This window comes from Dokdonia sp. Asnod1-B02 (genome assembly GCF_045063955.1).
Taxonomy (GTDB): Bacteria; Bacteroidota; Bacteroidia; order Flavobacteriales; family Flavobacteriaceae; genus Dokdonia.
Map to the genome: position 1 here is coordinate 798,873 of NZ_JBEFNW010000002.1, position 15,525 is coordinate 814,397.

Below are 15,525 nucleotides of genomic sequence, written 5' to 3' on the forward strand. Positions count from 1 at the left end.
ATTGTGCTCTAAACTATATTTTAAATCCTGAAAGTGATCACGGGTCGTTTCGCGTGATTTACAAGTCCTTCACTTAGTGATCCATTTAAGAAGTGAGCGAGACCTTTGCGGCCGTGGGTTGCGATACCTACAAGGCCAGAGTCAATCATTTCTGCAAAATGAAGGATCCCACTTTCTATCGTATTGTCATTATAAATATTTAAGGTGCAGTTTTCTACATGTCCTTCTATATCCATAAACTTTTTCATTTGTTCTTCAACTTCGTGAGTTGATCTAAAATCTCCTGGGGTATTTACGTAAAGAGAGTGGAGTTGTGCATTATTTGTTTTGGCGAAGGCAATAGCTTGTTTGAATGCATTGTGATTCTCAGCCTGAAAGTCTAGTGCATAAATAAAATTTTTAATCTCAAATTGCTCGTGCCTATTCTTGATAATCAATACAGGGATTTTAGAATTACGCACAACCTTTTCTGCATTTGAGCCAACGAAGAATTCGTGTAAACCGCTATCACCATGAGATCCCATTACTATAATGTCTGATTGATATTTATTTACATAATCCATTATTCCTTCAAAGGCGCCATCAAACTCGGCGCTTTCCTCGATGGTGACTCCGTCTAAGAAAGGTGCGCTCATCATGGATTCAAATCTTTGATGGGCTAGTTTCATGAAGAAAATTGCTTCGGGAAGTTCGCTTTGATTTCCAGTGACCGCATCTACAAGAGTCATGGGTAGGTCTACCATATGCAGTAGATTGATTGAGGCATTGTGTTTCTTTGCTAGATCTGCGGCAACTCGCAATGCGTTTTCGGCCTGTTCAGAAAAATCTGTGGGTACAAGTATTTTTTTAATCATGCTAACAATTATTTAGTTAATTTGACTATCAAGATAGACGCCTTGTCGTCTTGTAGAACAGATGTAAATGCTCATTAAGTAAGGCATCTTAAATTTACAAAATAATACGCAGGGTTTTAGGCTTTTAAAAACGGATAATTTGTAGTATATTTGCACCGTTGAAAGACGAAGTGAATACAGAGGGGACAGCGGTCCCCTCTTTTTATAGGCTTATATGTTGAAGGAAAAAGTAACCAATTTACTACAGGAAGCACTGGATGAAAATCCAAGTTTATTTTTGATTAGTCTTGATATTCAGGGGAATAACGAGGTTAAAATCATTATAGACGGTGATAGTGGTGTGACAGTTGAGGATTGCATGGCGGTGAGTCGTAAGGTAGAACATAACTTAGATCGTGAGGAGGAAGACTTCTCGCTAGAAGTGATGTCTGCTGGTGCAACAAGCCCTTTGGAAATCCCTAGGCAGTACAAAAAGAATATAGGTAGACACCTAGAAGTGAAGACGCAGGATGGTGAGAAAATCGAAGGATTGATGACCGAGGCGACAGATGCAGAGATTACGCTTACTTGGAAAACAAGAGAGCCTAAGCCTGTAGGTAAAGGAAAAGTAACTGTCGAAAAGATAGAAACGTTCCCTTACAGTGAGATAGTTCAAGCAAAAGTGATGATTAAATTTTAACAAATGTTGATATGGAGAATTTAGCGTTAATCGATTCTTTTTCAGAATTCAAGGACGATAAATTAATAGATCGTGTAACCTTAATGGCCATCTTAGAAGAGGTGTTCAGAAGTACGTTAAAGCGACGTTTTGGTAGTGATGATAACTTTGATATTATTATAAATCCTGATAAAGGAGATCTTGAGATCTGGCGTAACCGTGTGGTTGTAGCAGATGGCGAGGTTGAAGATGATAACGAAGAGATCTCATTAACTAATGCTCGCAAGATTGAAGAAGATTTTGAAGTAGGAGAAGATGTGTCTGAGGAGGTGAAGCTTTTTGACTTAGGTCGACGTTCTATTTTGGCATTACGTCAAAATTTAATTAGCAAGATTCACGAGCACGATAACACTAATATCTACAAGCAGTTTAAAGAGCTTGAAGGTCAGTTGTATACTGCAGAGGTGCACCATATTAGACATAGAGCTATCATTTTACTTGATGATGATGGAAACGAGATTATCTTACCAAAAGATCGTCAGATACCTTCAGATTTTTTCCGTAAAGGTGAAAATGTACGTGGAGTAATTGAGAGTGTAGAGTTAAAAGGTAATAAGCCTTCAATCGTTATGTCTCGTACTTCTCCATTGTTCTTAGAGAAGTTATTTGAATCTGAAATACCAGAGGTTTTTGATGGTTTAATTACTGTTAAGAAAGTTGTGCGTATTCCAGGTGAGAAGGCAAAAGTAGCAGTAGACTCTTATGATGATCGTATTGATCCTGTAGGAGCTTGTGTTGGAATGAAGGGTTCTCGTATTCACGGTATTGTACGTGAGTTAGGAAATGAGAATATTGATGTGATAAATTACACAACAAACCTTAACTTGTACATTACTAGAGCTTTGAGTCCTGCGCGTATTACGAGTATTAAGATTAATGAGGAAAATAAAACCGCACAAGCAGTTCTTAAGCCTGAAGAGGTGAGTAAGGCTATAGGTCGCGGTGGTCATAACATTCGTTTGGCTGGACAGCTTACTGGATATGAGATTGACGTTTACAGAGAAGGTGTAGAGGAAGACGTTGAGCTTACAGAATTTTCAGATGAGATAGAAGCGTGGGTAATTGAAGCTTTCGCGAAAATTGGTCTTGATACCGCAAGAAGCGTATTAGAGCAAGATGCAGAAGATCTAGTACGTCGTACAGATTTAGAAGAAGAAACAGTTCTTGATGTGATGAGAATCCTCAAGGCAGAATTTGAAGAATAGAGTACCCTACAAGCGGAAGTAAGTAGGTTAAGAATAAAATTTAGAGCAGTTTATGGCAGCAGCAACAATGCGATTAAACAAGGTATTACGAGAAATGAACATTTCTCTTGATCGTGCCGTTGAGTTCCTAGGAACCAAAGGTATCGAGATAGAGGCGCGTCCGACTACGAAAATCACTACGGAGGTTTACGAGGTGCTTTCGGGGGAATTTCAAACGGATGCCAATAAGAAAGTAGCTTCTAAGGAAGTTGCCGAAGCAAAAGAGAAAGAGAAGGAGGCACTGCGCGCCGCTCGAGAAGTTGAGATCGAAGCAAAAGCTGAGGCAAAAGCCGAAGCGCCTAAAAAGCAGGAGGTTGTTAAGGCTAAAGCACAGCTTAGCGGACCAAAGCAAGTGGGTAAAATCGATCTTAGTAAACCAGCAGGAAATATAGCTGACCGTAAGGAGGCTAAAAAAGAAGCTGTAGAAGCTGTGAAGCCAGTGGAAGAGGTTAAGCCTGTAAAAGAGATGAAGACTGAAGAAGCGGCTACTCCAAAGGTGGAAGTGAAAGAAACTCCAGCTCCTGTGGTCGAAGCAAAGAAGGAAGAGGTTAAATCTGAAATCAAAGCTAAAGCGCCAGAGAAAAAGGAAGATCCAGTAGCTAAAAAGGAAGAGGCAAAACCTGCGGATTCTAAAGCTAAGAAAGAGGAAAAAGAAGTGCGTTTAGGAGACGAAGTTCTTAAGACGGATTATAAAAAACTTAACGGTCCTAACTTTACAGGACAGAAGATTGATCTTTCTAAGTTTAAAAAACCTGAGAAAAAATCATCTGCTTCAGATGATAAGAAAAAACGTCGTCGCCGTATTACAAAACCAGGAACTACTACAGGTGGTTCAAAACCTGGAGGAAATAATACGCGTGGAGGTAATAATTCTCGTGGAGGAAATAACGCTGGTAAAGGTAGAGGTCGTGTTGTCAAAGCAGAGCCTACTGAAGAAGAAGTACAAAAGCAAATTCGTGAGACTCTTGAAAAACTTCAAGGAAAGTCAAGCAAAGGAAAAGGAGCAAAATATCGTCGTGATAAGCGTGATCAACACCGTCAAAAGACAGAGGATGATCAGGCACAGCAGGATATAGAAAGTAAAATCCTTAAAGTAACAGAATTTGTTACGGTAAGTGAGGTTGCTACTATGATGGATGTAGGTGTTACTCAAATTATATCAGCGTGTATGTCACTTGGTATGATGGTGACAATGAACCAGCGTCTTGATGCAGAAACTATTTCTATTGTTGCAGATGAGTTTGGATATACAGTAGAATTTGTAAATGCAGACATCGAGGATTCTATCGAAGAGGTAGTGGACTTGCCAGAAGATCTTGTTGAAAGAGCTCCTATTGTAACTGTAATGGGTCACGTAGATCATGGTAAAACATCTTTACTTGATTACATACGTGAAGAAAACGTTATTGCAGGTGAGAGTGGAGGAATCACACAGCACATTGGTGCTTATGGTGTGCAACTTGAAAATGGTAAGAAAGTAGCATTCTTAGATACTCCAGGTCACGAAGCCTTTACGGCAATGCGTGCACGTGGTGCTCAGGTTACTGATATTGCAGTAATTGTAGTTGCAGCAGATGATAGTATAATGCCACAAACTAAAGAGGCAATCTCTCACGCACAAGCAGCGGGAGTGCCTATCGTTTTTGCAATTAACAAGATAGATTTGCCAGCAGCAAATCCAGAGAAAATAAAAGAAGGACTTGCTCAAATGAATCTTCTAGTAGAGGATTGGGGAGGTAAAATACAATCACAAGAAATTTCTGCAAAGAAAGGAACTGGTGTTAAGGAATTACTTGAAAAAGTATTACTTGAAGCAGAGCTACTTGAGCTTAAGGCAAACCCTAATAGAAATGCAAATGGAACCGTAGTTGAAGCTTTCCTTGATAAAGGACGTGGATATGTATCTACTATTCTTGTGCAGGCAGGTACGCTTTCAGTGGGTGATTATGTATTAGCTGGTACAACATCTGGAAAGGTGAAGGCAATGCATGATGAGCGCGGTAAGAAAATTAAAAAGGCGGGTCCATCTACTCCAGTTTCAGTTTTAGGACTTGATGGAGCTCCACAGGCTGGTGATAAGTTTGTTGTGATGTCAGATGAGCGTGAAGCAAAAGATATTGCAACGAAGCGTACGCAACTACAGCGTGAGCAAAACGTGCGTACACAACGTCATATTACACTTGATGAAATAGGCCGTCGTATCGCATTAGGAGACTTTAAAGAGCTTAATATTATTCTTAAAGGAGATGTGGATGGATCTGTAGAAGCACTTACAGATAGTTTCCAGAAGCTATCTACTGAGGAGATTGCAGTAAACATTATACACAAAGGTGTTGGTGCTATTACAGAGAGTGATGTGTTGCTAGCTTCTGCTTCAGACGCGATAATTATTGGATTTAACGTTCGACCAGCAGGTAATGCGAGACAGGTTGCAGATAAAGAAGAAATCGATATCCGTACATACTCAATTATCTATGATGCGATAAACGATCTTAAAGATGCAATGGAAGGTATGCTTTCTCCAGAGATGAGAGAAGAGATAACTGGTACTGCAGAGATCCGTGAGACATTCAAGATATCTAAAGTGGGTACAATCGCGGGTTGTATGGTTATGAATGGTAAGATCTTTAGAAATTCAAACATTCGTCTTATCCGTGATAGTGTAGTAGTGTATACTGGTACTCTTGCAGCCTTAAAACGATTTAAGGATGACGTTAAGGAAGTATCAAAAGGATATGACTGTGGTATGCAGATTAAGAATTACAACGATATTAAAATTGACGATGTAATCGAAGCATTCCAAGAAGTAGCTGTAAAGAAGAAGCTTAAATAGAATTACAGAATACTTAATTATATAAATCGCTTAGGAGTAATCTTAAGCGATTTTTTTATACGCTTTCGCGAAAGTGTTACAGGCTAATTATAATGTTGCTTGCGTCATCTGTCGTTATCTCAATTAAGCGTAGTTTTTGATTGCAATAGTAGGTTTGGTAAGGCTTAGGATGAGCTGTTAGAGAAGTTGTGGTTGATGCGATTTGGCCTTTATGAGTCCCTTCTAATGCGTTTTACTGGAGGGAACTATGTTTTCTGAACTAAGCATAAAAAAACCCTTAAAAACAGTTATGTTAATAAGGGTGTGTAATTGGTGTCGTGATTGATTAGTCGCGACCATCTGGTTTGAAGATGAAAGCGCTTGGAAAGTCTTTCTTAATTTCCATAAGAGCTCTGTCTGCCTCGCGTCTGTTTCTAAAACTTCCTATCCATACTTTATAGTTAGGGGTTTCGTGCTTTATAGACGAAGACCACGTCCCTACACGATTTCTGTATTTTTTTAATGTTGAGCTTGCAGTATTTAAGCTTCCAGAATAGAGTTGTATTTTATATCTATCTGTTAACTTACCTTCTTTCTCAAGGTTACTTTTCAAATCAAGAAGTTCGGTGATTCTTTCATCTTGATTTATAGTGGATTGTGCGGTTTGTGCTTTCGCGAAAGCGAATGAAAACACAGCGGCGGCTAGTGCTAATTGTATGTTTTTAAACGTAATGCCGTTCATAATTGTTTTATTTTTTGTAAAGGTAAAAGATTAAAACTTAAACAAATTAAAATTATTATTTAGAACTGTTATAAATTAATAAGAACCCTTGTAAGGTGTCTTTGAGAATGCAGTTTGTGTAGTATTTTTGCTAACCATTTTGCGTGCGAGATTAACAGGCTCTTAACAATCTTATTTGTCTAAAAATCGTGCCATCTTTTTGAAGCTAATTCAATATTAATATGATACAGGTTAAACGCCAAAATTCATTCTCAAGAGTCCTTACCCTAGCCGTGGTGGTGATTCTTACACTTTCTAGTTCTCTTTTTGCGCAAGACGCGCCTGTTGCTGATGCTAAGGCTGGTGAAGCTTTATTCAAGGCAAATTGTGCTGCTTGTCATAAACTGTATAAGCCTATGACGGGTCCATTACTTCATCAGGTTTCTGAGAAGTATGACCGTGAGTGGTTGTATAAGTGGATTAAGAATAGTCAAGGGCTTATCAAGTCTGGAGATGCACTTGCGGTAAAAGTGTATGAGGAAAACGGTAATAAAGTGATGAACTCTTTTCCTGCATTGTCTAATGCAGATATAGATAACATCCTCGCTTACACGGATACGCCAAAACAAGAAGCGCCAGCTGGAGTTGCTCCAGTAGGGGGTGCGGATGGAAATCAAGGTGGTGGTGTTTCAAATAACTTGATTCTTGCAATTCTTGGATTTGTACTGTTGCTTCTTATTGCTGTATTGTTTTTAGTAAACAATACGCTTAATAAGTTTGCGTCGGCTCAAGGAATCGAATTGAAGGCAGAAGAGAAGCGTAAGCCTATCTGGAAAGCATTTGTTGAAAATCAATTCTTAGTACTTGTTTCTGTAATATTCCTTTTATTGGGTAGTGCATATTTTGCATATGGATGGATGTCTCAAATAGGGGTTGATCAGGGTTATATGCCAGTGCAGCCTATTCATTATTCACACAGAATTCACGCTGGTGAAAATGCTATTGAGTGTAAGTATTGTCACTCATCTGCGCGTGTGTCTAAGCACTCGGGAATACCTTCGTTAAATGTATGTATGAACTGTCACAAGTCTATTGCAGAAGTTGCTGGGCCTGAGTCCGAGTTTACATCTGTAACTGAGGATTACTCAAAAGAATTTTACGATAAAGAAATCCAAAAGCTTTATAAGGCTGTAGGTTGGGATGAGTCAACACAATCTTACACTGGGGAAACTCAGGCGGTAGAGTGGGTTCGTATTCATAATCTTCCAGATTTTGCATACTTTAATCACTCTCAACACGTAAGTGTGGCAGGTATTGAGTGTCAGAAGTGTCACGGTCCTGTAGAAGAGATGGAGGTTGTGTATCAACATGCTCCTCTTACAATGGGATGGTGTATTAACTGTCACCGTGAGACTAACGTGAAAATTGAGGGTAATGAGTATTACACGGAGATTCACGAGCAACTTGCAAAGAAGTATGGTGTTGAGAAAGTAACTGCTGCTCAAATGGGTGGTCTAGAATGTGGTAAGTGTCACTACTAGAATAGTATCTAGCATGCCTTAATGTGGTGTGTGTGTTAACCAAAACGAATTATCGATCTAAAGAAGATCACAATTAATAAATTAAGTATATGTCATCAAACAAGAAATACTGGAAAAGTGTCGATGAGCTCCAAGGAGACTCGTCTATCGAGGCGCTAAGACAGAATGAGTTTGTACAAGAAATTCCGACAGATGAATTTTTAGGTGATAAGGAAACGCTTGAGGCTTCAGAAACAACACGTCGTGATTTCTTGAAGTATGTAGGTTTCTCTACTGCCGCAGCTTCCCTCGCAGCTTGTGAAGGTCCTGTTATTAAATCTGTTCCTTACGTAGTGCAGCCGGAGCAAATAGTTCCTGGTGTAGCAGACTATTATGCAACAACAATTGCAGATGGTTTTGACTTTGCAAGTGTTCTTGTAAAGACACGCGAAGGTCGCCCTATCAAGATTGAGAATAACGATCTTGCTAAAGGTGGTTTCGGAGCAAATGCTCGTGTTCATGCATCTGTATTAGGAATGTATGATACTAATCGTGCGCAATTCCCTACTGCAGCTGGTGAAGAGGTTTCTTGGTCAGATATAGATAAGGGTGTTGTAGGTGCGCTTGAAGGAGGGAAGAAAGCAGTGTTGCTTACGCAAACATTTGCAAGTCCGTCTACAGATAAACTTATAGAAGAATTTAAAGCTAAGTTTCCTAATGTATCGCACGTAGCGTACGATGCTGCTGGAGAACAATTTGCTTTGGATGCTTTTGAAATGAAATACGGTTTCCGTGCATTACCAGATTATGACTTTGCTAAAGCAGATGTTATAGTTGCAGTAGGTGCAGACTTTGTAGGAGATTGGAATGGTGGTGGATATGATTCTGCTTACGGTAAGAAACGTGTTCCTAAAAATGGAAAGATGTCTAAGCATTTCCAGTTTGAGGCAAACATGTCTCTTTCTGGTGCAAATGCAGATGTTCGTGTGCCATCTACACCATCGCAACAAAAATTAATAGTACAAGCTCTTGCTGGTGGTTCTGTATCTGGTTTACCAGAGGGAATAAAGGCAAAAGTTGCTCAAGCTCGTAAGGCATTACTTGCTGCTGGAGATAACGGGCTTCTTATAACGGGAGTGCAAGATGTGGCAACTCAAAAAATAGCGATTGATTTTAACGCTGGTAAGTCTGTAATGGACACTGCTAAGCCTAAGATGACTCGCTCTGGAGATGCGCGCAAGATGATGCAGCTTGTAAAAGATATGAATGCTGGGCAGGTAGGAACTCTTATTATGGCGGGTGTAAACCCTGCATATAGTTTACCTAATGCTACAGAGTTTACAGAAGGTCTTAAGAAGGTAGAAGTTTCTGTCGCTTGTTCTATAAGAGCAGATGAGACTGCAGCTTTATCTACTCATATAGCTCCTGTGCCACATTACCTAGAATCTTGGGGAGATGTGCAAATCAAAATGGGAGAGGTAAGCCTTCAGCAACCTACGATAAAAGAAATTTTCAACACACGTCAATTTCAACAGAGTTTGTTGACTTGGATGGGTGAGGATAAAACATATTACGAGTATCTTAAGGATACAATGACTTCGGCTGGACTTCCTTTTAATAAGTCTGTTCAAGCTGGTGTTGTTGAAACTAACGCTTTCGCGAAAGCGGTTACATCTTCAAATATATCAATCACTTCAGATGCTGGATTATCGAGCACATTACAAGAAGGAGCTGGTGATTTTGAATTGACGTTGTACACAATGACATCAATGGGTGACGGTACGCAGGCAAACAACCCATGGCTGCAAGAGATGCCAGATCCGTTAACACGTTGTACTTGGGATAACTACTTGACAATGTCTGAGGCAGATGCCAAAGAGAAAGGATTGTGGTTTGATAGAAGTACATTCTTCACAGAAGCACGACACAATGCAAACGGTGGTCTTAACGGTCATTATGCAAATGTTACTGTAAACGGTGTGACCTTAGAGAATGTTCCTGTAATGATTCAGCCGGGTCAGGCTAAAGGATCTGTAGGACTTGCGGTAGGTTATGGTCGTAAAAACGGAATTCAAGAGGAGATGCAAACGGGTGTAAATGCATTCCCGTTAATGCAGAACTTCCAGACAACTCAAAAAGTATCTATTGAAAAAGTAGGTGGTGTACATGAATTTGCATCTGTGCAACTTCACAATACATTGATGGGTCGTGGTGATATTGTAAAAGAAACTACACTTGAGATCTTTAATACAAAAGATAAGCACTCTTGGAATGTAATGCCAGAAGTGAGTAAAGGTCATATAGAATATGAAGTAACTTCACCAGAAGTTGATCTTTGGGATGAATTTGATCGTTCTGTTGGACATCACTTTAATCTTGCTATAGACTTAAATGCATGTACCGGTTGTGGCGCCTGTGTGATTGCTTGTCACGCTGAGAACAATGTTCCTGTAGTAGGTAAGTCAGAAATACGTCGTAGTCGCGATATGCACTGGTTACGTATTGATAGATATTACTCTTCTGAGGAGACGTTTGAGCTTGATGATACTAAGAAAAACGATTTTAGTGGTTTAGGTGGAGATAAAGGTTCTCTTGGAGGATTTGGTGAGCTAGAAGATCCAGCGGCAAACCCGCAGGTGGCTTTTCAGCCTATCATGTGCCAGCACTGTAACCATGCACCATGTGAAACAGTTTGTCCAGTTGCAGCATCTGCACACGGTAAGCAAGGTCAAAACCATATGACGTACAACCGTTGTGTAGGTACTAGATATTGTGCAAATAACTGTCCATATAAAGTACGTCGTTTTAACTGGTTCCTATATAACGGGAATGATGAGTTTGATTACCACATGAATAACGACCTTGGTCGTATGGTAATTAACCCAGACGTAACAGTTCGTTCACGAGGAGTTATGGAGAAATGTTCTATGTGTATTCAAATGACACAGAAGACTATTCTTGATGCAAAGCGTGATGGACGTAAAGTAAAAGACGGAGAGTTTGCTACAGCTTGCTCTAACGCTTGTACGAGTGGAGCTCTTGCCTTTGGAGATATAAACGATAAGGAGAGTGAAATTGAAACGCTTAGAACAGATGATCGTATGTATCACTTGCTTGAGCATGTAGGAACAAAACCTAATGTATTCTACCAGACAATGGTACGTAATACAGAAGAAGCATAAAAACAACTAATCTAAAGACTAATTATATAGGATTATGGCGCATTACGAAGCACCTATACGAAGACCACTAGTTACCGGAGATAAAACTTATCACGATGTAACTTTAGATATAGTCGCTCCTGTTGAAGGACGAGCTAATAAATCATGGTGGATCGTATTCTCTATCGCACTTGTTGCTTTCTTATGGGGAATAGGCTGTATTATCTATACTGTAACAAACGGTATTGGTAGTTGGGGTCTAAACAAAACCGTAGGATGGGCTTGGGATATTACCAACTTTGTATGGTGGGTAGGAATCGGGCACGCAGGAACATTGATATCTGCAGTACTATTATTATTCCGTCAGAAGTGGCGTATGGCAATTAACCGTTCGGCAGAGGCGATGACTATCTTCTCTGTAGTACAAGCTGGTTTGTTTCCTATTATTCACATGGGGCGTCCATGGCTAGCGTATTGGGTATTACCTATACCTAACCAATTTGGTTCTCTATGGGTAAACTTTAACTCACCGCTACTTTGGGATGTATTTGCAATATCTACATATCTTTCTGTATCACTAGTATTCTGGTGGACTGGATTGCTTCCTGATTTTGCGATGATTCGTGATAGAGCTGTAAGGCCTTTCCAAAAGAAGATTTACAGTCTACTAGCCTTCGGTTGGTCAGGTAGAGCAAAAGATTGGCAGCGTTTTGAAGAAGTGTCATTGGTACTTGCAGGTCTTGCAACACCATTAGTACTTTCTGTACACACGATTGTATCTTTTGACTTTGCAACTTCGGTTATACCGGGATGGCACACCACTATCTTCCCTCCTTACTTTGTTGCGGGAGCTGTATTCTCTGGTTTTGCCATGGTAAATACACTTCTTATCATAATGCGTAAGGTTGTGAGTTTAGAAAACTATATAACAGTACAGCACATCGAACTTATGAACATTGTAATTATGATTACAGGTTCTATAGTAGGTGTTGCTTATATTACTGAGTTATTTATGGCTTGGTACTCTGGTGTAGAGTATGAGCAGTATGCCTTCTTAAACAGAGCAACTGGACCTTATGCTTGGGCATATTGGAGTATGATGATATGTAATGTATTCTCTCCTCAATTTATGTGGTTCCCAAAATTGAGAAGATCTATAATGTTCTCTTTCATTATTTCAATTGTAGTAAACATAGGAATGTGGTTTGAGCGTTTTGTGATTATTGTAACTTCACTTCACCGTGATTACTTACCATCATCATGGACGATGTTCTCACCTACATTTGTAGATATAGGTATCTTTATAGGTACAATAGGTTTCTTCTTTGTATTGTTCTTATTGTATGCTCGTACTTTCCCGGTGATTGCACAAGCAGAAGTAAAGACAATCATGAAGTCTTCTGGAGAGCGTTACAAGAAATTACGTGAGTCGGGACAATCATTAGTAGGTACAGGGGCAGATCCTCGTACTTCTGGTGGACCTGTAAAAATTAATCTTGACGGCGCATACATTGCAAAGCCACAAGAATTATCTAAAGGGGAAACTGTTATCGCTGAAGATAATCATGGTGCTGATTCATTAACTGACCGTCTAGGTTCATTTGATGCTGCAACACAGAAAGCAGACGATCTTAAAGTGATTAACGGTATTGGACCTAAAATGGAGGAGAAGCTTAATGTTCTTGGTATTTATACTTATGAGCAGGTAAGCAGAATGACTTCTAATGAGTACACGTTACTTGATAATCTAACTGGATCATTTCCTGGTCGTGCAGAGCGCGATGACTGGGCTGGTCAAGCTAACAATCTTAAATAATTAAGTATGGCATCTACAGTTATACACGCAATATACACGGATGATGATGTTCTTATGAACGCTGTCAAGGAGGTAAAGAAGAAGCATCTTCATATCAATGATATCTTTACGCCATTCCCTGTGCACGGACTTGATAAGGCTATGGGTCTTGCACCTACTCGTCTTGCTATCACAGCATTCCTTTATGGGTGTGTTGGGATTACAGTAGCGACATTAATGATGAACTTTATAATGATTGAGGACTGGCCACAGAACATTGGTGGTAAGCCTTCTTTTAGTTACATTGAGAACATGCCGGCTTTTGTGCCTATCATGTTTGAACTTACTGTATTTTTTGCCGCTCACTTGATGGTAATTACTTTTTACTTAAGAAGTAAATTATGGCCATTTAAGAAAGCTGAAAATCCAGATGTACGTACAACAGATGATCACTTCCTTATGGAGATTGACGCAACTGGTAAGGATGGAGAAGAGCTCGCAAACTTTTTAGTTACAACAGGAGCCGTAGAGATTAATTTAATTGCAAACGAAGCATAAGCCAACGCAATGAAGAATATATTTAAAATAGCTGTTTTGTTAATTGCCTTTGCAAGTGTAATCTCTTGTCAAGATGATAATAAACCTAACTATCAGTATATGCCTAATATGTATGAGTCTGTAGGTTATGAGACTTACGGTAAGTACGAGGTTTTTCCTGATGGTTATGAAGCACTAGAGCCAGCAGAGGGATCTGTAATGAGAGGTTGGATGCCTTACGATTTTGAAAATACTCCAGAAGGTAAAGCTTCCGCAAAAGCGAACTTGAAAAATCCACTTCCTCTTACAGAAGACAATTATGTAAAGGGTAACGAACTTTATAATATTTATTGTTCAATCTGTCACGGTGTTAAAGGTGACGGTAAAGGAAATCTTGCTAAACGCGAAAAGATCCTGGGGGTGCCTGCTTACAATGATGCAGGTAGAGCTGTTACTGAAGGTAGTGTATACCACGTAATGTACTATGGTATTAACTCTATGGGATCATATGCATCTCAAATGACAGAAGATGAACTCTGGATGGTTGATCATTATGTAATGGGTCTTAAAGATGCATTAGATGGTAAGCCACAGAAGGAATTTACAGCCTCTGAAATTATCTCTGAGATGACTGAAGGTAAAATTGACACTGATTTAAACGAGGGTGCAGTAGATGCAATTCCTGGTCCAGAATCAGAGCCAATGAATGCTCAAGGTCACGAATAAAACTAATTAACGGAACAACCGATATTTAAGATATGTACACATTATCTAAGAACTTAAAATTATCAGCTATCATTTTTATGGTAGTAGGGGCGTTATTATTTGCAGTTGATGCGATGTATATGCCTTCGTCAATAGCAGATATTGAAGCTATGCACGCTGGTGATGATCACGGAGAGAGTCATGATACAGCCGTATATGGTGAAGGTCATGATACACACGAAGCTATTGCTACTGCAAAAGGTCACGGTGAAGATCATGCAGTTGCTAGTCATCAAGCTGAAGAAGGTCATGCAATGAGCGAAGCTGAACATAATCAACACCTTTTAGACGGTTATAAAAATAAGCCATGGTCTGCAGTATATGTTGCGGCATTCTTTTTCTTTATGATTTCATTGGGATGTCTAGCGTTTTACGCTGTTCAATATGCAGCACAAGCTGGATGGTCTCCTTTATTGCTTAGAGTTATGGAAGGTATTACTGGGTACTTGTTACCTGGAAGTATTATCATGTTGATTTTGTTAGCTCTTTCTGGTTTTCATTTCAACCATATCTTCCACTGGATGGCAGATGGTATTACAGATCCAACTAGTGAAAACTATGATAAATTAATTGCTGGTAAATCAGATTGGTTAAATGTTCCATGGTTATTAATTAGAGCTGTAATATTTATCGCAGGTTGGAATGCATATAGATTCTTTGCTGTAAAGTTTTCTAAAGAGCAAGACGAAGCAACAGATAACAAATCACATAAAAAGTCATTTAAACTTGCTGCGGCATTCTTAGTATTCTTTTTATATACTGAGTCAATGATGTCATGGGATTGGATTATGTCTATAGACCCACACTGGTTTAGTACGCTATTTGGATGGTATGTACTTGCAGGAATGATGGTTTGTGGTATCACAACTATCGCCTTAATAACTATGATACTAAAAGGTGCGGGTTACTTACAAAGCGTAAATGATAGTCACATTCATGACCTTGCTAAATTTATGTTTGGATTTAGTATTTTCTGGACATACTTATGGTTCTCTCAGTTCATGCTTATTTGGTATTCAAACATTCCAGAAGAAGTAACATACTACATACAGCGTATAGAAGATTATAACTTACCATTCTTCGGAATGCTTATAATGAACTTCTTATTCCCATTACTAATACTTATGAACAGTGACTTCAAACGTGTAAACTGGTTCGTTGTTATGGCTGGTATTGTTATCTTATTAGGTCACTATGTGGATATATATAATATGGTTATGCCTGGTACAGTTGGGCAAGCTTGGTCATTTGGATTTGTAGAGTTAGGATCACTTATGTTCTTCTTTGGATTATTTGTATTGATTGTATTTACGTCGCTTACAAAACGTCCATTAGAGCCTAAGCGCAATCCGCTTATTGAAGAAAGTAAACACTTTCATTATTAGAATATTGATATAA

The 15,525-nt window shown here is 39.2% G+C and carries 11 protein-coding genes; 9 read left to right on the forward strand and 2 right to left on the reverse strand.

Annotated features, from left to right (window positions below):
* Nucleotides 1-20: 20 nt before the first annotated feature.
* The gene (locus ACJJVU_RS03680) at nt 21-854 is read right to left on the reverse strand and encodes a universal stress protein (protein ID WP_298329399.1); all 834 of its coding nucleotides are present in this window, start codon (nt 852-854) and stop codon (nt 21-23) included.
* Between the two features lie 214 nt (nt 855-1,068).
* On the opposite strand from ACJJVU_RS03680, the gene rimP reads away from it, so the two are divergent.
* Genes rimP through infB form a run of 3 tightly spaced genes read left to right on the forward strand, consistent with a single transcriptional unit; the run spans nt 1,069 to nt 5,649 of the window.
* Entirely contained in the window at nt 1,069-1,533 is a 465-nt protein-coding gene (gene rimP, locus ACJJVU_RS03685) for a ribosome assembly cofactor RimP (RefSeq protein WP_339846815.1), read from the forward strand.
* A gap of 11 nt (nt 1,534-1,544) precedes the next feature.
* On the forward strand, nt 1,545-2,777 hold the full coding sequence (gene nusA, locus ACJJVU_RS03690; RefSeq protein WP_298329393.1) for a transcription termination factor NusA: 1,233 nt from the start codon (nt 1,545-1,547) through the stop codon (nt 2,775-2,777).
* A gap of 52 nt (nt 2,778-2,829) precedes the next feature.
* Nucleotides 2,830-5,649, forward strand: a complete 2,820-nt coding sequence (gene infB / locus ACJJVU_RS03695; protein ID WP_405222406.1) for a translation initiation factor IF-2 — start codon at nt 2,830-2,832, stop codon at nt 5,647-5,649.
* A gap of 325 nt (nt 5,650-5,974) precedes the next feature.
* Here the strand turns inward: infB and ACJJVU_RS03700 are convergent, their stop codons facing one another.
* Nucleotides 5,975-6,370, reverse strand: coding sequence for an SPOR domain-containing protein (locus ACJJVU_RS03700; RefSeq protein ID WP_035335615.1), 396 nt, complete (start codon nt 6,368-6,370; stop codon nt 5,975-5,977).
* A 221-nt stretch (nt 6,371-6,591) separates the two neighbouring features.
* On the opposite strand from ACJJVU_RS03700, the gene ACJJVU_RS03705 reads away from it, so the two are divergent.
* The 6 genes from ACJJVU_RS03705 to ACJJVU_RS03730 all read left to right on the forward strand — a co-directional run bounded on the left by ACJJVU_RS03705 (nt 6,592) and on the right by ACJJVU_RS03730 (nt 15,512).
* A complete protein-coding gene (locus ACJJVU_RS03705) occupies nt 6,592-7,890 on the forward strand; it encodes a c-type cytochrome (RefSeq protein ID WP_405222408.1) in 1,299 nt (432 codons plus the stop codon).
* Nucleotides 7,891-7,979: 89 nt separating this feature from the next.
* Nucleotides 7,980-11,051 (forward strand): TAT-variant-translocated molybdopterin oxidoreductase, encoded by a 3,072-nt coding sequence (locus ACJJVU_RS03710; RefSeq protein ID WP_405222410.1) that lies wholly within the window; start codon nt 7,980-7,982, stop codon nt 11,049-11,051.
* Between the two features lie 31 nt (nt 11,052-11,082).
* The gene (nrfD, locus tag ACJJVU_RS03715) at nt 11,083-12,846 is read left to right on the forward strand and encodes an NrfD/PsrC family molybdoenzyme membrane anchor subunit (RefSeq protein ID WP_405227462.1); all 1,764 of its coding nucleotides are present in this window, start codon (nt 11,083-11,085) and stop codon (nt 12,844-12,846) included.
* Nucleotides 12,847-12,852: 6 nt separating this feature from the next.
* Nucleotides 12,853-13,383 carry a DUF3341 domain-containing protein gene (locus tag ACJJVU_RS03720; protein WP_298329377.1) on the forward strand — a complete coding sequence of 177 codons (531 nt, stop codon included), beginning with the start codon at nt 12,853-12,855 and terminating at the stop codon, nt 13,381-13,383.
* A gap of 9 nt (nt 13,384-13,392) precedes the next feature.
* Complete coding sequence (locus tag ACJJVU_RS03725) at nt 13,393-14,088, forward strand: cytochrome c (RefSeq protein WP_298329375.1); 696 nt, start codon at nt 13,393-13,395, stop codon at nt 14,086-14,088.
* A gap of 32 nt (nt 14,089-14,120) precedes the next feature.
* The gene (locus ACJJVU_RS03730; protein ID WP_405222413.1) at nt 14,121-15,512 is read left to right on the forward strand and encodes a quinol:cytochrome C oxidoreductase; all 1,392 of its coding nucleotides are present in this window, start codon (nt 14,121-14,123) and stop codon (nt 15,510-15,512) included.
* Nucleotides 15,513-15,525: the final 13 nt, after the last annotated feature.

Excerpts from the sequence above, each read along its gene's own strand:
- ACJJVU_RS03700 (WP_035335615.1), bottom strand. The coding sequence starts at position 6,370 with ATGAACGGCATTACGTTTAAAAACATACAATTAGCACTAGCCGCCGCT.
- ACJJVU_RS03730 (WP_405222413.1), top strand. The coding sequence starts at position 14,121 with ATGTACACATTATCTAAGAACTTAAAATTATCAGCTATCATTTTTATG.
- ACJJVU_RS03720 (WP_298329377.1), top strand. The coding sequence starts at position 12,853 with ATGGCATCTACAGTTATACACGCAATATACACGGATGATGATGTTCTT.
- ACJJVU_RS03725 (WP_298329375.1), top strand. The coding sequence starts at position 13,393 with ATGAAGAATATATTTAAAATAGCTGTTTTGTTAATTGCCTTTGCAAGT.
- rimP (WP_339846815.1), top strand. The coding sequence starts at position 1,069 with ATGTTGAAGGAAAAAGTAACCAATTTACTACAGGAAGCACTGGATGAA.
- ACJJVU_RS03680 (WP_298329399.1), bottom strand. The coding sequence starts at position 854 with ATGATTAAAAAAATACTTGTACCCACAGATTTTTCTGAACAGGCCGAA.
- ACJJVU_RS03710 (WP_405222410.1), top strand. The coding sequence starts at position 7,980 with ATGTCATCAAACAAGAAATACTGGAAAAGTGTCGATGAGCTCCAAGGA.
- ACJJVU_RS03705 (WP_405222408.1), top strand. The coding sequence starts at position 6,592 with ATGATACAGGTTAAACGCCAAAATTCATTCTCAAGAGTCCTTACCCTA.
- infB (WP_405222406.1), top strand. The coding sequence starts at position 2,830 with ATGGCAGCAGCAACAATGCGATTAAACAAGGTATTACGAGAAATGAAC.
- nusA (WP_298329393.1), top strand. The coding sequence starts at position 1,545 with ATGGAGAATTTAGCGTTAATCGATTCTTTTTCAGAATTCAAGGACGAT.